Genomic DNA, 19,044 nt, shown 5'->3' with positions numbered 1-19,044 from the left:
TTTATACCGTATAAATCAAAGCAACAACACACATAAGAAATACATGGCAAAAATTTTTTGCGTAGCAAATCAAAAGGGCGGCGTAGGCAAGACCACCACCACAGTCAATCTGGCCGCCGGTTTGGCAAAACTGGATCAGCGCGTATTGCTGGTCGACCTAGACCCGCAGGGCAATGCCACCATGGGCGCCGGCATCAACAAGGCGGGCCTGCCTTCATCGACGTATGAAGTGTTGCTCGGCACCGCCGACGTGGCCACCGCGCGCCAGCGTTCGGAGCCGGGCCACTTCGACGTGCTGCCGTCCAACCGCGAGCTGGCCGGCGCCGAAGTCGAGATGGTGGAACTGGACAACCGCGAACGCCGCCTGAAGGAAGCGCTGGCGGCTGTGGATAAGGAGTACGATTTCATTCTGATCGACTGCCCGCCGGCGCTGTCGATGCTGACGCTGAACGGCCTGTGCGCCGCGCACGGCGTGATCATCCCGATGCAGTGCGAGTACTACGCGCTGGAAGGGCTGTCCGACCTGGTCAACACCATCAAGAAGGTGCACGCCAATCTGAACCCGGACCTGAAGATCATCGGCCTGCTGCGCGTGATGTTCGATCCGCGCATGACGCTGTCGCAGCAGGTGTCGGCGCAGCTGGAGCAGCACTTCGGCGACAAAGTCTTCAAGACCATCATCCCGCGCAACGTGCGTCTGGCGGAAGCGCCGTCTTACGGCGTACCGGGCGTCACCTTCGATCCGACCTCCAAGGGTGCGCAGGCGTATATCGCCTTCGGCGCCGAGATGGTCAAGCGCATCAAGAAAATGTAAGGCATAGGTAGGCACATACATGGCAACTAAAAAATTCAAAGGCCTGGGTCGCGGCCTGGACGCGCTGCTTGGCGGCGATAGCGACTTGACCACGGCGGACGCCAACACGCCGTCCGAACTGCCAGTGAGCAAAATGCAGGCTGGTAAATATCAGCCGCGTACCCGCATGGACGAAGGTGGCCTGCAGGAGCTGGCCGCCTCGATCAAAACCCAGGGCATCATGCAGCCTATCCTGGTGCGTCCGGTTGGCAAGGACAAATACGAGATCATCGCCGGCGAGCGCCGCTTCCGCGCCGCCCAGCTGGCCGGACTGGACATGCTGCCGGTCTTGGTGCGCGATGTCGACGACCAGGCCGCCGCCGCGATGGCGCTGATCGAGAACATGCAGCGCGAGGATCTGAATCCGCTGGAAGAGGCGCAGGGCATCCACCGCCTGATCACCGACTTCAGCTTCACCCACGAGCAGGCGGCCACGGCGGTCGGCCGCTCGCGCAGCGCGGTGTCCAACCTGCTGCGCCTGATGAACCTGGCGTCGCCGGTGCAAACCATGCTGATGGCCGGCGATATCGACATGGGCCATGCGCGCGCGCTGTTGTCGGTCGATGCTGCCACCCAGATCAACCTTGCCAACATGGTGGTTGCCAAAAGGTTATCGGTGCGCGAAACCGAGAAACTGGTGTCCAAAACCTTGGAAGAACTGCAAGCTTCGCCAAAAGAAGCGCGCGTCAAGGAAAAGTCCGGCGACATCTCGCGCCTGGAAGAAGAGCTGTCCGACAAGCTGGCCACGCCGGTGGTCTTCAAGATGGGCGCCAAAGGCCGCGGCCAGATGATCATCGACTTTGCCGATCTCGACATCCTCGACGGCGTGCTGGCCCGCCTGCGCGCCTAAGTCCACTCCGGGGTCAGGTCCGGCACTTGGACACGAGCTCATGTCCAAGTGCCGGACCTGACCCCGGAGTTCTAACTTGGTGCAATGACAGCGGAAATGTTTCTAAAAGCGTCTCATTCGTGCACTAAATGCTCTGCTGCGGTGCAGCATGTTTGACGCGATACATGAAAGACACATATAATCACGCGTCTTTGGGGTTTAATCGGTTTTTAAGGAGGCTCGCAGTGAGTAATTCGACGAGCATTTCCAAGCCGGTGTTCCGAGTCGTCGCCCTCCAGTTGGCTATCGCCACTGGATTCGCCTTGCTCACCTGGAATATAGGTGGCGTACACAAAGCTTGGTCGGCCGCCTATGGCGGAGCAATCGCAGTCATCGGGAGTCTGATGTACGCGATGATTGTTGCGGGCGGAACAAATGACGCCAAAAAAGCCTTCCGCGCGCATGTGCGCGCCGAAGTGACAAAGATTTTTATCACGGTAGTGCTGTTTATTGTCGCGCTAGCGTTGTTTCAGTCGGCCTCATGGTTATGGCTGATCTTGGGTTTCGCGGTGTCAACTTTCGCTTACTGGCTGGCATTGCTCGCAATTTAATCACCAAAATCTTATATTTTTTATGACCACTGAACACGTAGGGCACGAAGCGCCCACCAATATTGAGTACATTCAGCACCACTTGAGCCACCTGAAATCGGCCGATGGCACGTTTAACCTGGACACGTTCTGGGTTTCGGCCATTCTGGGTCTGGTTTTCCTGGGGGTGTTCTACATGGCTGGCCGCCGCGCCACCGCCGGGGTGCCGGGCAAGCTGCAAAACTTCGTCGAGGCCGTGATGGAACTGGTCAACGAAGTGGTCAACTCGGCCTTCCACGCCAAGAGCAAGGTCATCGCCCCGCTGGCGATCACCATCTTCTGCTGGGTTTGGCTGATGAACGCCATGGACTTCCTGCCGGTCGACCTGCTGCCTAAGCTGCTGTCGTTCGTCGGCGTCCACAAGCTGCGCGTCGTGCCTACCGCCGACGTCAACCACACCTTCGGCATGTCGTTCGGCGTCATGCTGTGCATTATTGGTTTCTCGATCAAATCCAAGGGCCTCGGCGGCTGGGGTAAAGAGCTGCTGACCGCGCCGTTCCACGCACATGGCTTCATGGCCGTGGTGCTGGCGCCGGTCAACCTGGCCTTCCAGTTGATCGAGTTGCTGGCCAAGCCACTGTCGCTGTCGCTGCGTTTGTTCGGCAATATGTATGCCGGCGAACTGCTGTTCATTCTGATCGCTCTGCTGCCATGGTGGGCACAGTGGCTGCTCGGTGGTCCGTGGGTGATCTTCCACATTCTGGTGGTGACCCTGCAAGCGTTTGTGTTCATGGCGCTGACGGTTGTGTATCTGGCCATTGCGGTTGAGAAGCACTAAATTTTCGTTTTTAACTTTTTAGTATCTGTAGTCTTTTTTAAATCTTAGGAGAAATTTCAATGCAAGCTCTGATCGCACAAGTACAAAGCATGACCGTTCTGGCAGCCGCTATCATCATCGGCCTGGCCGCTATCGGTACCGCTCTGGGTTTCGCCATTCTGGGCGGTAAATTCCTGGAAGCGTCGGCCCGTCAACCAGAACTGATGCCACAACTGCAAACCAAGCTGTTCGTTATCGCTGGTCTGCTGGATGCGATCTCGATGATCGGCGTTGGTGTTGCTCTGCTGTACACCTTCAGCAACCCATTCCTGGCCGCTCTGCAAACCGTCGCTCAGTAATCTGCTCCACCCTAGGAGAAACTTTTAGTTAGGAGCAAAGGTATGGACATCAATATGTCTCTCATCGGTCAGATGATCACCTTCGCGGTGCTGGTCTGGGTGTCGATGAAGTTCGTATTTCCATCGCTGAATGCAGCGTTGGATGAGCGTGCCAAGCGTATCGCTGATGGTCTGGCCGCTGCCGACCAAGGTCAGCAAGCAATGGTGGTCGCGGAAAAACGCGCTGCTGAAGCGCTGACCGGTGCACGCGAAGAAGCTTCGCAACGCGTTGCCGACGCTGAAAAGCGCGCGCAACTGGTAGCCGAAGAAATCAAAGCGAATGCACAAGCTGAAGCGGACCGCATCATTGCGCAAGCCAAGGCTGAAGCCGAGCAGCAACTGGCCAAGGCGCGCGAAGCGCTGCGCGCTCAGGTGGCTGACCTGGCTGTGAAGGGCGCCGAGCAAATCCTCAAGCGCGAAGTCAACGCCTCGGCTCACGCCGATCTGTTGTCGCGCCTGGCTGTCGAGCTGTAATCATGGCAGAAAACGCAACCGTCGCCCGTCCCTACGCGGAAGCTTTGTTCCGCGTAGCCCAAGCAGGTAAGGAATCGTTCAACCTCGCGGCGTGGGCCGAACTGGTGGCCGAACTGGCCCAGATCGCATCCCACCCCGAGGTGCAAGCATTCGCCCGCAACCCGAAAGCGTCGGACAGCGATATCGTCGCCGCCTTCAAGGCCCTGGTGAAAACCCCGGTCAACACGGAAGCCAGTAACTTCCTGACGATGCTGGTGGAAAATGGCCGTATCAGTCTGCTGCCGGAAATCGGCACGCAATTCCTGGCGTTGAAAAACGCCGCGGAAGGCGCCGCAGACGCCGAGATCACCAGCGCCTTCGAACTGGACGCCGCGCAAGTGAGCACGCTGATCGCAACGCTGGAAAAGAAATTCAGCCGCAAGCTGAACCCGGTCGTGACCGTGGACCCAGCCCTGATCGGCGGTGTACGCGTGGTGGTCGGTGACGAAGTGCTGGACACTTCGGTGCGCGCCAAGCTGCAGCAAATGCGTGTTGCACTGGTCGCTTGAGTTAACCCTCGGCGGCCGGCTTAGAACAGATTCTTCATCTCGCGCAAGCTGAGAGAAACACTTTTAGGAGTTAGTATGCAACTCAACCCATCTGAAATCAGCGAGCTGATCAAGAGCCGTATCGAAGGCCTTGATGGTGGCGCTGAAGTACGTAACCAAGGCACGGTTATTTCCGTCGCCGACGGTATCGTCCGTATCCACGGCCTGTCGGACGTGATGCAAGGCGAGATGCTGGAATTCCCAGGCAACACCTTCGGCCTGGCCATGAATCTGGAACGTGATTCGGTCGGTTCCGTGATCCTGGGTGCTTACGAGCACATCTCGGAAGGCGACACCGTCAAAACCACCGGCCGTATTCTGGAAGTGCCAGTCGGTCCGGAACTGCGTGGCCGCGTGGTCAACGCCCTGGGCCAGCCGATCGACGGCAAAGGCGCCGTTGGCGCCAAGCTGACCTCGCCAATCGAAAAGATTGCACCAGGCGTGATCGCCCGCGAGTCCGTCTCGCAGCCAATGCAGACCGGCCTGAAATCGATCGATGCGATGGTACCAATCGGCCGTGGCCAGCGCGAGCTGATCATTGGTGACCGCCAGACCGGTAAATCGGCTGTGGCGGTGGATGCGATCATCAACCAAAAAGGCCAGGGCATGACGTGTATCTACGTCGCCATCGGTCAAAAAGCCTCGACCATCAAGAACATCGTGCGCTCGCTGGAAGAGCACGGCGCGCTGGAGTACACCATCGTGGTGGCCGCTTCGGCATCGGAATCGGCTGCCATGCAGTACATTTCGGCCTACTCGGGTTGCACCATGGGCGAATACTTCCGCGACCGCGGTGAAGATGCGCTGATCGTCTACGATGACCTGTCGAAGCAAGCTGTTGCTTACCGTCAGATCTCGCTGCTGCTGCGCCGTCCACCAGGCCGCGAAGCCTACCCAGGCGACGTGTTCTACCTGCACAGCCGTCTGCTGGAACGCGCAGCCCGCGTCAACGCCGACTACGTCGAAGCCTTCACCAACGGTGAAGTCAAAGGCAAAACCGGTTCGCTGACCGCGCTGCCAATTATCGAAACCCAGGCGGGTGACGTGTCGGCCTTCGTGCCAACCAACGTGATTTCGATTACCGACGGCCAGATCTTCCTGGAAACCTCGCTGTTCAACGCCGGTATCCGTCCTGCGATTAACGCCGGTATCTCGGTGTCGCGCGTCGGTGGTGCTGCTCAGACCAAGGTCATCAAAAACCTGTCGGGCGGTATCCGTACCGACTTGGCCCAGTACCGTGAACTGGCTGCGTTCGCGCAGTTCGCTTCGGACCTGGATGAGTCGACCCGTAAGCAGCTGGACCGCGGTGCCCGCGTGACCGAACTGCTGAAACAGAAACAGTACTCGCCACTGTCGATCTCCCTGATGGCCGCTTCGCTGTTCGCAGTGAACAAGGGCTACCTGGATGATGTCGAAGTCAAGAAAGTGCTGTCGTTCGAAGCCGGCCTGCATGCGTACCTGAAGACCAAACAAGCTGACCTGCTGTCGAAGATTGAATCGTCGAAGCAACTGGACAAAGACGGCGAAGCAACGCTGTCGGCCGCCATTGCCGACTTCAAGAAATCCGGCGCATTTTAAGGTGCTTGGCGCTCCCCCGGGAGCGCCTTCAGCGCAGAAGGAGTAAGGACTCATGGCAGTAGGCAAAGAGATACGTGGCAAGATCAAAAGCGTAGAAAATACGAAGAAGATCACCAAGGCGATGGAAATGGTTGCCGCATCGAAAATGCGCAAAGCGCAGGATCGTATGCGCGCCGCCCGTCCCTACAGTGAGAAAGTTCGTAACATCGCTGCAAATCTGGCCAACGCAAACCCAGAGTACACGCACCCGTTCCTGGCCGATGAAGCCAAGGAAACGGCGAAGGCGATTGGTTTCATCGTGGTCACGACCGACAAAGGTCTGTGCGGCGGCATGAACACCAATATCCTGCGTCTGGTGACGAACAAATCGCGTGAGCTGGAAGCCGCTGGCAACAAGATTGCTGCAGTGGCGATTGGTAATAAAGGTTTGGGTTTCCTGAATCGCGTCGGCGTGCCGGTGGTTGCGCAAGTCACCCAGATCGGCGACACCCCGCACCTGGAAAAACTGATCGGCCCGGTAAAAGTCATGCTGGAGAAATTCCAGAATGGCGAGGTCGATGCGGTTTACCTGTGCTACACCAAGTTCATCAACACGATGAAACAGGAACCGGTGGTCCAGCAACTGCTGCCCCTGCCGGCTGCAACCAAGCAGGCTGACGAAGGTAATCACAACTGGGATTACATCTACGAGCCGGATGCAGCAACTGTGATCGACGAACTGCTGGAGCGCTATGTAGAAGCGCTGGTGTACCAGTCGGTGGCGGAAAACCTGGCGTCCGAGCAATCGGCGCGGATGGTGGCGATGAAGGCGGCCAGCGACAACGCGGGTAGCGTGATCGGCGAATTGAAGCTGATCTACAACAAGACCCGCCAGGCTGCAATTACCAAAGAACTCTCCGAAATCGTCGCCGGTGCGGCAGCGGTTTAAACGAATTTAACTATATTTGAAGGAACGAACATGGCTGATGGCAAAATCGTTCAGTGTATCGGCGCGGTGGTTGACGTTGAGTTTCCACGCAACGCAATGCCCAAGGTATTTGATGCCTTGAAGATGGAAGGCTCCGAGCTGACGCTGGAAGTACAACAACAACTGGGTGACGGCATCGTGCGTACCATTGCACTGGGTACGTCGGATGGTCTGCGTCGCGGCATGCAAATCCAGAACACCGGCAAACCAATCATGGTGCCAGTGGGTAAAGCGACCCTGGGTCGCATCATGGACGTGCTGGGTAACCCGATCGACGAATGCGGCCCGGTCGCGCACGACCAGATCGCCTCGATCCACCGCGCTCCTCCTGCCTACGACGAACTGTCGCCATCGCAGGACCTGCTGGAAACCGGTATTAAAGTGATTGACCTGGTCTGCCCGTTCGCCAAAGGCGGTAAGGTCGGTCTGTTCGGTGGCGCCGGCGTCGGCAAGACCGTGAACATGATGGAACTGATCAACAACATCGCTAAAGCACACTCGGGTCTGTCCGTGTTTGCTGGCGTGGGCGAGCGTACCCGCGAAGGTAACGACTTCTACCACGAGATGGCCGATGCGAAAGTGGTCGATCTGGAAAACCCAGAGAACTCCAAAGTCGCGATGGTCTACGGTCAGATGAATGAACCACCAGGCAACCGTCTGCGCGTCGCGCTGACCGGTCTGACCATGGCGGAAGCGTTCCGTGATGAAGGCAAGGACGTTCTGTTCTTCGTCGACAACATCTACCGCTTCACCCTGGCCGGTACCGAAGTATCCGCACTGCTGGGCCGTATGCCTTCCGCAGTGGGTTACCAGCCTACCCTGGCCGAAGAGATGGGCCGTCTGCAAGAGCGCATCACCTCGACCAAAACCGGTTCGATCACCTCGATCCAGGCCGTGTACGTTCCAGCGGATGACTTGACCGACCCGTCGCCAGCGACCACCTTCGGTCACCTGGATTCGACCGTGGTGCTGTCGCGTGACATCGCCTCGCTGGGTATCTACCCTGCGGTGGACCCACTGGATTCGACCTCGCGTCAGTTGGATCCGCTGGTTGTTGGCCAGGACCACTACGACACCGCCCGCGCCGTGCAGGGTACCCTGCAGCGCTACAAAGAACTGCGTGACATCATCGCGATTCTGGGTATGGACGAACTGGCGCCGGAAGACAAACTGCTGGTCTCGCGCGCACGTAAGATGCAGCGTTTCCTGTCGCAGCCGTTCCACGTTGCTGAAGTGTTTACCGGCGCGCCGGGTAAATACGTTTCGCTGAAAGACACGATCAAGGGCTTCAAAATGATCGCGTCGGGCGAACTCGATCACCTGCCAGAGCAAGCGTTCTACATGGTTGGCACGATCGAAGAAGCCATCGAAAAAGCCAAGAAACTCAACTAATTGTTTGAGTTGTTCGCCTCCGCTGTAAAGCGGGGGCGTTCTACCCGATAGGACACACATGGCAAACACTATTCACGTTGACGTGGTTTCGGCAGAGGAGTTGATCTACTCTGGCGAAGCCGAATTCGTCGCGTTGCCGGGTGAGCAGGGCGAGCTGGGTATCTACCCGAAGCACACGCCGCTGATTACCCGCATCCGTCCGGGCGCGGTGCGCATCCAGGTTCCAGGCCAGGCTGAAGAAGAATTCGTCTTCGTCGCCGGCGGCCTGCTGGAAGTGCAGCCTGGCGCGGTGACGGTGCTGGCGGATACCGCGATTCGCGGCAAGGATCTGGACGAAGCCAAAGCATCGGCCGCCAAGAAACGCGCCGAAGAAACGCTGGCCAACAACAGCTCCGGCATCGACTACGCGAAAGCGCAAGCCGAACTGGCAGCGGCCATCGGCCAGCTGGCAGCCATCGCCAAACTGCGCGCGAAGCACTAAGCAACGCAACCCAGCAGTATCAGTAACATCAGCAAAAAAGGCAGCCTCGGCTGCCTTTTTTTATACCTGGACGTGACGCCACCTCGTGACAATTGGTTAGTTTTATAAGCATGTCGATATGCAATAATTGCCGAAAATAATTAGTGTCTGCTGGAAATTTTGACTATTCTGAAATTTTCTTGCTGCAGAGCTGCATTTCGGAGAGTCTTCTTGTCCCATCGCCGTGTCGTTGTCTATCGTGCCTGCCTGGCCTTCCTGGTTTCGTTCACCGCGCTGATGTCCGCTTCCGTGCTGGCGCAAACCATCACCTTTGCCGGCTTTTCCTTTGCCGGCGACTACGCCACCGTGGCCGAACGCTTCCCCAACGCCGCCCGCATCGAACGCGCCATGAAGGCCGCCGATCCGGCGCAGTCGCTGTCGCGCATCGCCATCGATCGCGCTTACGCCGCCGATCACCCATCACTGGAGTACGCACCGCGTGACACGCTGGTCAACCTGAAAGGCGCCGACCAGGCGCTGATGGCGGTGCTGCTGCTGACCGGCGAAACCGTCTCTACCGAACATATCGGCAACTACTACAAGACCTTTGTCAGCCTGCGCGCCGACACCCTGATCTTCGACTACAAGAGCAAGAGCGTGGTGCGCAGCTACCCGGTCAGCGTGGTGATCTTCGACGCCACCGCCCAGCCGCCGACGCCGTCCATGATCGAGGCCTATGTCAAGGACTTGCTGGTGCGGACCGACAACGGCGGCCTGCTGACACAATTCACCCGCCGCCTGGCGGCGGCCAGCCTGCCGGCGCCCGGCACCAAGACGATCCAGGTGCGCCGCGCCAAGCTGACGCCGGAAGCGATGAGCGTGATGCCGGCCGCCATACGCGGCAACCCGGAGCTGGCCGGACAGATGGTGTCGGACGCCTTCGGTTCCATCCTGACGGCGCGCCTGGGCGTGTCGTTGCTGCCGACCGGCATGGGTCAGGCCCTTGGTTCCATGTCGTTCCGTCTCGATAACGGCGATGCGCTGGACTTGAAGGTCGGCGAAGGCGACTACCTGTTCGATGTCGCGCTGAACAAGTTCGCCAAAATCAAGACCGGCGAAAACAATGTCGGCGCGTCCTATGTCTATGGCGTGTACGGCAATATCCGCTTCTTCGAACCGGCGCTGAATACCGACTTCGTGCATTCCGATCTGAAAAACGGCGAGGTCAAAGTGGTGCCCGCCAACCAGCTCGACCTGGACGATTTTCCCGCATATGAAGCGGCACTGCGCGGCTTGTTCCTGAAGTTTTCCGACACACTTGGCCAGGGCGACCTGAAATGGATCACCACTGCGGCTGCCGCCAAGGACATTACCAAGCAAGTTGAAGCATCCCGTGCAATTTTGAAGGCTACCAAATAATGAAAAAAATTCTGCTGTTGCTGGTTACCGCGCTGTTGTCGGTCACCGCCTTGCCTTCGCTGGCACAAGTAGTCAACGCCAAGGGCGTGGGCACGGTCAGCTATGCCACCATCGTCAGCCAGGCCGACAAGGACCGCGCCTACCGCGCCGCGCAAGTGGCGTCGATCGAACGCTATTTTGCTGAAGCGGGCGAAGCCGAAGCGGAAAACTTCGACGCCATCCAGCCTAAGATCGAAGAAAACCTCGACAAGTTCATCATGAGCACCACGGTGCTCAACGAACAGGACCAGCCTGGCATGCGCAAATATTCGGTGGCGGTGCGTACCGAATTGAACGTGACCAAGTTGCGCATCGCGTTGCGTGGCGCCAGCAAGGCGGGTCAGGCGGGACCCGCCGGCAATTCGCCGATGGTGTACGTGTTCCTGGGGCGCGAGGTGGCAGCCGTCAAATCGTTCGATGACCGCGTGGTCAAACGCGCCGAGATGAAGCTCGACAGCGATGTCAAAGCCAGCGGCACCACGCGCGGTAGTGAAGGTGAAAATATCCAGGGCAATAACATCGCCACCACCGCATCGAAGCAGAAGACCAGCAAGGTCTCGGTCAACCAGAGCATCAATGTGGAGACCGGCGGCAGCACCAACCGCAAGTCGGATGAAACCTCGTACCGCATGTTGTCGATGGCCAGTCACAAGACGGCGGTGACCAGCGTGTTCTCGCAATCGGGCTTCCAGGTCGCCGATCCCGATTTCGTGCTGGCCGATGGCGACATGAAGTCGGTCAACGCCGACTTTTCCAAGGGCAGCGACCTGACGCCGTCGACCATGCGCGCGCTGGTGTTATCGCTGCGCAAGGCTGGCGTGCCGCTGTTCGTGGTGGCGACCTTTGACGTTGGCGTGGCGACGCAAGATCCCGCCAGCGGCCTGCAGCGCGTGGCGGTCACCGTGACCGGTCGCGTGCTCGATGTCAGCGGCGCGCTGCCGCGCGAGGTGGCCTCAGTACCGCCGGTGCAATATTTCGCCGTGGCGCCGGACAACGCTATTGCCACGACCAAGGCGCTCAAAGATGCCTCGCTGCTGGCCGCCAAGGAAATCGTCAGCCGTCTGAACGCCAGCGGCATTCACTAACTACTTACTGTTACGGGTCGCCGACCGTCGATACGTTACCCGCTCGTTTGATCGACATTATTCCTGATTAAAGAAAAGGCACTCGTTTATGAAAAGTTCTTACGTCAAAGCCATCGCTGGCGTTGCTCTGGTATTGGTATCCGGTATTGCATCGGCTCAACTGGGCGGCTTTGCCAAAAGTCTGACCGGCGGCGGCGGCAGTGTGACCGCGGAGCAGATCGTCGCCAAGTATGTTGGCGGCACCCAGAGCGTGATGCGCGCCGATGCCAACATGTTGGCGGCGGTCGGTCTGAAAGATGAAGCGGAAAAAGCTTCGGTGCAAGCGAAAAATTTGACTGAAGGCGCCACCAAGAACTCGTTGGAAGAGGCCGCTGCCGTGCAGACCGCCAGCAGCAAGGCGCTGGAAGAAAAACTGGCAGGCAAGAAAATCGAGATGGACGCCGCCAGCAAGAAGCAGTTTGCGGACGGTCTGATCGACTTGGGCAAAGGCATGGTGCAGTACGTCGGCATGAGCAAGGACGTCTCCGGCTTCAAGCCGGGCATGTCGTCGATCGGCAATGCGGCTGGTTCCGCGCTGTATGTCGCCAAAGGCCTGCCGGATTCGATCAAGGGTCTGGGCCATACGCTGAAAATGGCCATCGACTTTGCCAAAGCCAATAATATCCCGGTACCGAAAGAAGCCAACGACGCCACTGCGCTGCTGTAAGCGCAGGCCAGACGGGAGCAAGGCGCTTGCGTCTTGCTCCTTTTTTTTTGTTTTGAGAAAGCATACTGCCGATGAAAAAATTAGCGATGGTGAGCCTGTTGTGCCTGGGTCTGGTGGCATGCGGCAAAAAAGAAGAAGCAGCGCCGGTCAAGGAAACGCCGGCGGCCGGTCCCAACCTGACCCAGCAGCCGGACGTGGGCCAGGTCGAGCAGGTGGACGTCAGCGCCAGCGGCAGCGGCATGACGCCGGGTGCGGCGATCAACGATGCGCTGAAGACGGCGATCATGCAAGTCAACGGTACCAAGGTCAACGCCAGTTCGGCCAACCTGAATACCTTTTCGCAGGTGACTGCCAACCTGGACGTCGAGACCTCCGAGGGCAGCGACAGCCTGAAGGCCACGGCCACCGTGCAAGGCAGCCATTTTGCCGAGCAGATCGTGACGCAGTCGAAGGGCCTGGTATCGTCCTTCAAGGTGGTCAAGGTAACGGCGCCAGCCGGCAAGGGCGGGCTGTACATGGTGGATATCGCCGCCAAGATCGCCAAGTTCAAGGCGCCGGCCGATAGCGGCAAGATCAAGATCGTGGTGGCGCCGCTGCGTTCCGACCGCAGCAGCTTCGACATCGGCGGCCGCAATGTACCGGCGGCCGAAGTGCTGAATGGCCTGCGCCAGCAGATCATCGACTCGCTGTCGCAAAGCGGCCGCTTCACGGTGCTGGACCGCCAATTCGAGGGAGAGCTGCAAAACGAACTGGACATGATCAGCTCCGGCCAGACGGTGAATACCGATTTCGCCAAGCTGGGCCAGGCGCTGAGCGCGGACCTGGTGTGGATGGGCGTGGTGAACAACCTGAGCTACGAGAAGCATGCACGCAAGTTGCAGACGTCGGACCGCGAGCTGGTCAGCTATTCCGGTGGCTGGTCGGTATCGCAGCGCATGATCAACCTGGCCACGCGCCAGATTGTGCAATCGGCGACGCTGCAGGGAACGGCGCCATCGGTTGCGCCGACGACTTTGAGTCAAGGCATCGATGAAGGCGCGACCTTGCGCACTATGCAGGGCGAGATCGTGAAGCGTGCATCGGAGGCCATTCTGCTGCAGACTTTCCCGATCAGCGTGGTGCAACGTGACGGTATGGCTGTCGTGTTGAGTCAGGGTGGCAGTTCGGTGGTGGAAGGCGCGCGCTACAAGATCTACTTGCAGGGCAAGGAGATCAAAGATCCGCAGACCGGTCAATCGCTGGGTAATATGGAATCCGTCTGCTGCGAAGTGGTCATCAATCGCGTGACGCCGAAGCTGTCGTACGGCACCCTGGAAAACGTTACCGCCAAGCTGGACGGGGTAGTGCCGGGCGCCTTGCAATTGCGTGAAGCAGTCACGGCCAAACCGGCGCCAGCCAAGGATGAGGGCGCTACTGCAACGACAGCATCGGCGGCCGAAAAGCCAAAGGCCGAGCGCAAGGCCGCCGCCAAAGCCGCACCAGCGACCAGTGGCGAGCCGAAAAAAGAGGACTGGTAAGTTACCCCGTCGAATACGGCGGGGTTTATGTCAAAGCGGCATGCACTCCGACCTCAGCTGGCGTTGCAGCTGAGGCGGTAGTCGGAAGGCGGCTTGCCGACCAGTTTTTCGAAATCCGTGGTGAAATGCGCCTGGTCGTAATAGCCCAGTTGCTGGGCTAGCTCGGCCAGGCTGATGGCGCTGCCCTGGGCCAGCAGGTCGGCGGCGTCCAGCAGGCGCTTGCGGCGGATGATCCACTTGGGGCTGGCGCCAATGTAGTCCTTGAACAGCAGCTGCAGCTTGCGCACGCTGAGCCCAGTATGATCGGCCAGCTGCTGCACTTGCGTGATGTCGGCATTGCCATCGATCACCTGCAGGATGGCGGCGATGCGCTCCACCACCGGGTCCGGCGCCGGCAGCGCCCGGCGCAGGAAGGCGCTGGCGGCGGCGACCATGCCAGCATCGTCGGCCGCATCCAGCACGCTGCGCTCGGTCTGCGCGTCGTCGCACGCAAACACGGCGGACAACGGCAGCTGGCGATCGGTGATCGACTGCACCTCGGCTTGCAGGAAGGCGCGAAACGCGCCGGGCCGGAAGCTGATGCCCAACACCCGGCCGCTGCCTTGCAGCGTGTATTCAAACGATCCCGTCATCACGCCGAAGATCGCCGTGCGGCCCTCGTCAAACACCAGGTGGATGGCGTGGCGGGGAAGGGTGCGCTGCACGTGCGTCACGCCGTCCGGCAGCGTCCACGCCACCAGCCAGAAGTGTTCGACAAACGGCGCCAGCTCGGCGTCCGGCAGGTAGCGCTCCAGCCGGAAAACTTTTTCGCCGGCCGCCGGATTCACCACACCGCGGGTCGGACGCGGTACACTTTGCAGCGTTGTCATATTGCGTTCGCGTTTTTACAAGACCCCCATCTTAGCAAGAGTTATCGTGAGTTTTCACCCAACCGAAGGAGAAAATCATGGCACCGCAACTGACCCTGTACCACTGCCCGCAATCGCGCTCGACCGGCGTGCTGACCTTGCTGGAAGAACTGCACGCGCCGTACGAACTGCATGTGATGAACATGAAAAAGGGCGAGAACCGCGAAGCTGACTACCTGGCCATCAACCCCATGGGCAAGGTGCCGGCGATTCGCCATGGTGACGCCATCGTCACCGAACAGGTAGCGATCTACCTCTATCTGGCCGACTTGTTCCCGGACGCCAAACTGGCGCCGCCGCTGGGCGATCCGCTGCGCGGCCCCTACCTGCGCTGGATGGCGTTCTACGGCAGTTGCTTCGAGCCGGCGATTGTCGACCAGTGGCTGAAGAACAAGCCGGCTGACAAGCAAGCCTGCCACTACGGCGATTTCGACACCATGTTCAACACGCTGATCGAGCAACTGGGCAAAGGCCCGTACCTGCTGGGCGAACAATTCAGCGCGCTGGACGTGCTGTGGGGCACGGCCTTCGGCTGGATGGTGATGTTCGGCCTGGTGCCCAAGCTGCCCGTCATCGAACAGTACATCGCGCGCGTCAGCCAGCGTCCGGCTGCGCTGGCCGCGCGTGAAAAAGACGCGGCGCTGGTCGCCGAGCAAGCGGTGGCATGAGCGATCTCTCCGTCACCGCCATCATCGGCGTGGTGCTGGCGCTCGGCCTGCCGACGCTGTTCTCTTTCCTGTACTGCGACAGCCAGGGCCAGCCGATGAACATCCGGCGCCATCTGCTGACGACGTGGGGCTGTTGCCTGACCGTGCTGGCGTGGCTGCTGCTGTGGGAACAGCGTCCGCCGTCCAGCATCGGCCTCGTCTGGGGCAACTACCTGGCCTGGCTGATCGGCGCCGCGCTGGGGCTGACAGTATTGTCGACGTCGGTGATGTCGGTGATTCAGGCCAGCAAGGCTGGCAAGGCGGCGGTGCCGGAAGGCTCGGAAGCGGGATTGACGCGGCTGCTGTCGACGCCGGCGTGGTTCCGCTGGGCGGTGGTGATCACCGCCGGCGTCACCGAAGAAATCATGTTCCGCGGCTACCCGATCGAGCGTCTCCATGAAATGACCGGCAGCCTGTGGCCAGCGGCGCTGATACCGCTGGCGGTGTTCACGCTGGCACACCTGGGCGGCTGGTCGTGGAGCCATTTGGTTGGCGTGCTGTTCGGCGGCGGCCTGCTGACCGGTCTCTACCTGTGGCAGCGCGACCTGGTCGCCTGCATCATCGCCCACGCGCTGATCGATTCGCTGATTATCTTCCTGCCGGCGTTGCTGAAAAAACTGGCAGCGCGCCAGCCGGTACAGCCTACGTCATTGAACGCTGGATAGCTTGCACTTTGCGCGACTGCGGCTGCAGCGCATTTTCGATGAGAGCAAGCGCTAACTCCGGCTGCGCGCTGCCGCACATGAAGATGTCGGCGGCGGCGAAGCCGCATTCGGGCCAGGTGTGAATGGTGATGTGGGACTCGGCCAGCAGCACCACGCCGGTCACGCCCTGGCCGTCGCCGAAGGCGTGGAAGTGGCTGAACAGGATGTGCGCGCCGGCCGCTTCGGCAGCCTGGCGCAGCAGCGTTTCCAGCCCGGCGCAGTCGCTCAGTTTGTCGGCGGCGATGCCGTTCAGGTCGGCCAGCACGTGGGTGCCGGACGCCACGTGCGTCGCCGCCGGTAGCGCTTCGCGCTTCACTTGTGGCCTCCGCCGCCGGAACCGCCACCCCAGCTGCCGCCGCCACCGCCGGTATGCGAACTCCACGAGCTGCCGCCGGCGCTGCGGCCCGAACCACCGCTCACCATGCGCGTCCAGCTACTACCGGCGCTGAACAGCACGACGACGATCGCGTAGATAAAAAATTTGCTCATGTTTTCTCGTTATCGTCCAGGAAGACAGCAGGCAGGTAAATGGCGATCGCGGCGATCGCTGTCATGAACCAGGTGCCGGAGAAGTTGAACAGCAGCGGCACCGCATTCACCACCAGCATGAACCAGATGATGTACTTGGCCGTGGTGCGATAGCGGTTGTTGCCGAACGGCTTAGCCTTCGACGGCGCTTTCACCTTGCCCTTGAAGCCTGTGCCGAACCACATCGCCAGCTGGTCGGCCGACACCGGTGAAGAGCGCGACCACGTCATCTCGCTGTCGGTGGTTTCGGCGGCCAGCCGCAGCTGGCCGGCCTGGAACTCCGCCACCTGCGCCTTGTCGCCGACAGACACGCGCCAGTTGAAAGCGCCCACCGCATAAGTCACTTTCGCCTCGTAGCTGTACAAGGCGGAAAACTGCACCTTATCCACAGCCACATTGCCGGCGCCGGGCATGTACGACATCGGCCACGACGACAGCACATTGGCGCCGGACCAGCCGTCTTCCGTCAGCACCAACCACGAGAAGCCGGCGCGCGGGCCGTACATCAGGTATTCGTCCCATTCGCTGCCTTCATCGTCGGCGCGCCGCATCATGCCGATGATGGTGAAGTCCTGGTTGTTGATCTTGGCGGTGGCGCCCAGTTCCAGCATCAGCGGCACGGCTTCCACCCGTTCGCCGGCGGCTACCACCTGCGCTTTCGGACTGGAGGCGTCGATCTGCGTGGCGCAGGCCGGGCACACCAGGTTGGCGGTAATGCCGGGCAGATATTTGATCGGCGTGCCGCACGATGGGCAGTCCAGCGCCGTGAGCTTGCCGCGATAACGGCCGGCCGCGCGCTGGATGGTGTCGTCGTCGCGCAGTAGCTGGCATTGCAGGCTGTCCAGCGTGACGGCGAGGCCGGTGTAGACCACCGGCTGTGGCCCATCGGAGTAATCGAGCGTAATGAATTCCTGGCCGCGGCGGAAGTCGGCCACCTTGGCCTGGTAGCCGTCGCCTACCTTGAACGGTAGCTCGCCCTGGCCGCCGATGCAATCGGCCACGCGGATTTCGGCCGCCGTGTACAAGCCGCCGCCGATGCCGTAGGTACGGCCAGGCACCAGCTCCTCGAAAGCCTGTGTTTGCGTCTCGCCCTGGTATTCGGCGGTGATGGTGTACATGCCGGACGAATCGCCCAACCACGAGGTTTTGCCGTCGTCGAACAGCAGATACCACTCGTTCCACATGCCGGCCGAATAGCGCAGCTGGATGCGGCCGACCACGGTGAACGGCCGGCCACCGAGCACGCCGGCGGTGCCGATCTGGATCGGCGAGTAGTCCTCCAGCACGGACGACATCTTGCCCAGGTCTTTGACTGAGTCGGCGTCCTTGAGCACACGCGTGCTGCAATACTCGCAGACCGCCATGACCGAGGCGTGCGAGCGGAATTTAACTTCCGCGCCGCAGCTGGGACAGGAAACGATTTGCATGCAGTATTAGCCGATCAGTTTTTTCAGCAGCTCGGCCTTGGTGCTGTCGTAGTCGGCGGCCGAGATCAGGCCTTTGTCGAGCAGGCCCTTGAGCTTTCCCAGACGGTCTTCGATCGAGTCTTCGGCCGCAGCTGCCGGAGCCGCAGGTACAGCTGCCGCGGCTTGCGGCGCCAGCGTGCTGCCCATGGTCTGGCCGATCACCTGGCCCACCGACAGCCCGGCGCCGAGACCTGCGCCGATGCCGGCCAGGCCGCCCTCATTGCCGGCCGCCAGCGGAATCGAACTGGCCACCTGGTACTTGGTAAAGCCGGCCAGCTTGTCGGCGCTCATGCCGCCTTTCATGCCGGCCGAAATGCGTTCGTCCAGCGCCGCTTGCAGTTCTTCCGGCAGGCTGACGCTGGCCACGTTGAATTCATCCAGCGCGATGCCGTAGCGCGCAAACGCCGTGGTCAGGTCGCCCTTGACCTGCTGCGCCATCAGCGCCTGGTTGGCCGCCATGTCGAGGAACGGCACTTGCGACGCGCCGAGCGAACTGGCCATGCTGGCCATCAGGATGCCGCGCAGCTGGTCTTCCACCTCGTCGCGGGTGTACACCTCGCGGGTGCCGCTGATCTCCGAGAAGAAGGCGCGGGCGTTGGTCACGCGGTACGAGTACATGCCGAAGGCGCGCACGCGCACCATGTCGAAGTCCTTGTCGCGGATGGTGATCGGCTGCGGCGTGCCCCATTTGCGGCCGGTCTGCACCCGGGTGCTGAAGAAGTACACGTCCGACTTGAACGGCGACTCAAACAGCTTGTCCCAGTTTTTCAGGTTGGTCAGCACCGGCAGCGTGCGCGTGGTCAGCATGTGGGTGCCGGGACCGAAGACGTCGGCCACCTGGCCTTCGTTGACGAACACCGCCACCTGCGATTCGCGCACCACTAGCTGGCCGCCGTTTTGGATCTCCTGGTCGGCCATCGGATAACGCCACGCCAGCACGCCTTCGGTGTCCTCGTTCCATTGCAGTACATCGATAAACTGCTTCTTGATAAAGCTGCCGATACCCATGATGGTCCTCGC

At 60.4% G+C, this 19,044-nt stretch carries 22 protein-coding genes; 17 read left to right on the top strand and 5 right to left on the bottom strand.

Annotated features, from left to right (window positions below):
• Positions 1-43: 43 nt before the first annotated feature.
• The 15 genes from GTP69_RS14880 (at position 44) to GTP69_RS14810 (ending at position 13,711) form a co-directional block, all read left to right on the top strand.
• On the top strand, positions 44-814 hold the full coding sequence (locus tag GTP69_RS14880) for a ParA family protein (RefSeq protein WP_161055601.1): 771 nt from the start codon (positions 44-46) through the stop codon (positions 812-814).
• A 19-nt stretch (positions 815-833) separates the two neighbouring features.
• Positions 834-1,703, top strand: a complete 870-nt coding sequence (locus GTP69_RS14875) for a ParB/RepB/Spo0J family partition protein (RefSeq protein ID WP_110846053.1) — start codon at positions 834-836, stop codon at positions 1,701-1,703.
• A 224-nt stretch (positions 1,704-1,927) separates the two neighbouring features.
• Positions 1,928-2,293: an ATP synthase subunit I gene (locus GTP69_RS14870; RefSeq protein WP_371867943.1), complete on the top strand. Its 366-nt coding sequence runs from the start codon at positions 1,928-1,930 to the stop codon at positions 2,291-2,293.
• A 22-nt stretch (positions 2,294-2,315) separates the two neighbouring features.
• Positions 2,316-3,110 (top strand): F0F1 ATP synthase subunit A, encoded by a 795-nt coding sequence (atpB, locus tag GTP69_RS14865; protein ID WP_161055600.1) that lies wholly within the window; start codon positions 2,316-2,318, stop codon positions 3,108-3,110.
• A gap of 59 nt (positions 3,111-3,169) precedes the next feature.
• The gene (gene atpE / locus GTP69_RS14860) at positions 3,170-3,448 is read left to right on the top strand and encodes a F0F1 ATP synthase subunit C (protein WP_072782978.1); all 279 of its coding nucleotides are present in this window, start codon (positions 3,170-3,172) and stop codon (positions 3,446-3,448) included.
• 42 nt (positions 3,449-3,490) lie between these two features.
• The gene (locus GTP69_RS14855; protein WP_161055599.1) at positions 3,491-3,961 is read left to right on the top strand and encodes a F0F1 ATP synthase subunit B; all 471 of its coding nucleotides are present in this window, start codon (positions 3,491-3,493) and stop codon (positions 3,959-3,961) included.
• A 2-nt stretch (positions 3,962-3,963) separates the two neighbouring features.
• On the top strand, positions 3,964-4,509 hold the full coding sequence (locus GTP69_RS14850) for a F0F1 ATP synthase subunit delta (RefSeq protein WP_161055598.1): 546 nt from the start codon (positions 3,964-3,966) through the stop codon (positions 4,507-4,509).
• A 75-nt stretch (positions 4,510-4,584) separates the two neighbouring features.
• A complete protein-coding gene (gene atpA / locus GTP69_RS14845; protein WP_161055597.1) occupies positions 4,585-6,126 on the top strand; it encodes a F0F1 ATP synthase subunit alpha in 1,542 nt (513 codons plus the stop codon).
• A gap of 52 nt (positions 6,127-6,178) precedes the next feature.
• Positions 6,179-7,054, top strand: coding sequence for a F0F1 ATP synthase subunit gamma (atpG, locus tag GTP69_RS14840; protein WP_161055596.1), 876 nt, complete (start codon positions 6,179-6,181; stop codon positions 7,052-7,054).
• Positions 7,055-7,084: 30 nt separating this feature from the next.
• The gene (gene atpD / locus GTP69_RS14835) at positions 7,085-8,485 is read left to right on the top strand and encodes a F0F1 ATP synthase subunit beta (RefSeq protein ID WP_161055595.1); all 1,401 of its coding nucleotides are present in this window, start codon (positions 7,085-7,087) and stop codon (positions 8,483-8,485) included.
• A 58-nt stretch (positions 8,486-8,543) separates the two neighbouring features.
• Positions 8,544-8,966, top strand: coding sequence for a F0F1 ATP synthase subunit epsilon (locus GTP69_RS14830; protein WP_110846061.1), 423 nt, complete (start codon positions 8,544-8,546; stop codon positions 8,964-8,966).
• A gap of 210 nt (positions 8,967-9,176) precedes the next feature.
• Positions 9,177-10,364 (top strand): hypothetical protein, encoded by a 1,188-nt coding sequence (locus GTP69_RS14825; protein WP_161055594.1) that lies wholly within the window; start codon positions 9,177-9,179, stop codon positions 10,362-10,364.
• On the top strand, positions 10,364-11,488 hold the full coding sequence (locus tag GTP69_RS14820; RefSeq protein ID WP_161055593.1) for a hypothetical protein: 1,125 nt from the start codon (positions 10,364-10,366) through the stop codon (positions 11,486-11,488). The genes GTP69_RS14825 and GTP69_RS14820 overlap by 1 nt, the downstream gene beginning before the upstream one ends.
• Before the next feature lie 88 nt (positions 11,489-11,576).
• The gene (locus GTP69_RS14815; protein WP_161055592.1) at positions 11,577-12,194 is read left to right on the top strand and encodes a hypothetical protein; all 618 of its coding nucleotides are present in this window, start codon (positions 11,577-11,579) and stop codon (positions 12,192-12,194) included.
• A gap of 71 nt (positions 12,195-12,265) precedes the next feature.
• On the top strand, positions 12,266-13,711 hold the full coding sequence (locus tag GTP69_RS14810) for a CsgG/HfaB family protein (protein WP_161055591.1): 1,446 nt from the start codon (positions 12,266-12,268) through the stop codon (positions 13,709-13,711).
• 53 nt (positions 13,712-13,764) lie between these two features.
• Here GTP69_RS14810 and GTP69_RS14805 read toward each other — a convergent pair whose 3' ends face one another.
• A complete protein-coding gene (locus tag GTP69_RS14805) occupies positions 13,765-14,580 on the bottom strand; it encodes an AraC family transcriptional regulator (RefSeq protein ID WP_161055590.1) in 816 nt (271 codons plus the stop codon).
• Positions 14,581-14,657: 77 nt separating this feature from the next.
• Here GTP69_RS14805 and GTP69_RS14800 point away from each other — a divergent pair, with 77 nt between their 5' ends.
• Together GTP69_RS14800 and GTP69_RS14795 are read left to right on the top strand one after the other, a co-directional pair.
• Positions 14,658-15,287, top strand: a complete 630-nt coding sequence (locus GTP69_RS14800; RefSeq protein WP_161055589.1) for a glutathione S-transferase family protein — start codon at positions 14,658-14,660, stop codon at positions 15,285-15,287.
• The gene (locus GTP69_RS14795; protein ID WP_161055588.1) at positions 15,284-15,991 is read left to right on the top strand and encodes a CPBP family intramembrane glutamic endopeptidase; all 708 of its coding nucleotides are present in this window, start codon (positions 15,284-15,286) and stop codon (positions 15,989-15,991) included. Before GTP69_RS14800 ends, GTP69_RS14795 begins: the two co-directional genes overlap by 4 nt.
• On the opposite strand, the gene speD is transcribed toward GTP69_RS14795, so the two are convergent.
• From speD to GTP69_RS14780, 4 genes are read right to left on the bottom strand one after another with little or no spacing between them, the layout of a single operon-like run.
• Positions 15,969-16,346, bottom strand: a complete 378-nt coding sequence (gene speD / locus GTP69_RS14790) for an adenosylmethionine decarboxylase (RefSeq protein ID WP_161055587.1) — start codon at positions 16,344-16,346, stop codon at positions 15,969-15,971. The genes GTP69_RS14795 and speD overlap by 23 nt on opposite strands.
• The gene (locus GTP69_RS31090) at positions 16,343-16,519 is read right to left on the bottom strand and encodes a hypothetical protein (RefSeq protein WP_169112324.1); all 177 of its coding nucleotides are present in this window, start codon (positions 16,517-16,519) and stop codon (positions 16,343-16,345) included. Before GTP69_RS31090 ends, speD begins: the two co-directional genes overlap by 4 nt.
• Positions 16,516-17,985: a DUF4178 domain-containing protein gene (locus tag GTP69_RS14785; RefSeq protein ID WP_161055586.1), complete on the bottom strand. Its 1,470-nt coding sequence runs from the start codon at positions 17,983-17,985 to the stop codon at positions 16,516-16,518. Before GTP69_RS14785 ends, GTP69_RS31090 begins: the two co-directional genes overlap by 4 nt.
• A 6-nt stretch (positions 17,986-17,991) precedes the next feature.
• Positions 17,992-19,032 carry an SPFH domain-containing protein gene (locus tag GTP69_RS14780; RefSeq protein ID WP_161055585.1) on the bottom strand — a complete coding sequence of 347 codons (1,041 nt, stop codon included), beginning with the start codon at positions 19,030-19,032 and terminating at the stop codon, positions 17,992-17,994.
• Positions 19,033-19,044 lie beyond the last annotated feature (12 nt).

This window comes from Duganella levis (genome assembly GCF_009857605.1).
Taxonomy (GTDB): Bacteria; Pseudomonadota; Gammaproteobacteria; order Burkholderiales; family Burkholderiaceae_D; genus Rugamonas; species Rugamonas levis.
This window is presented reverse-complemented; position numbering and strand designations above follow the sequence as displayed.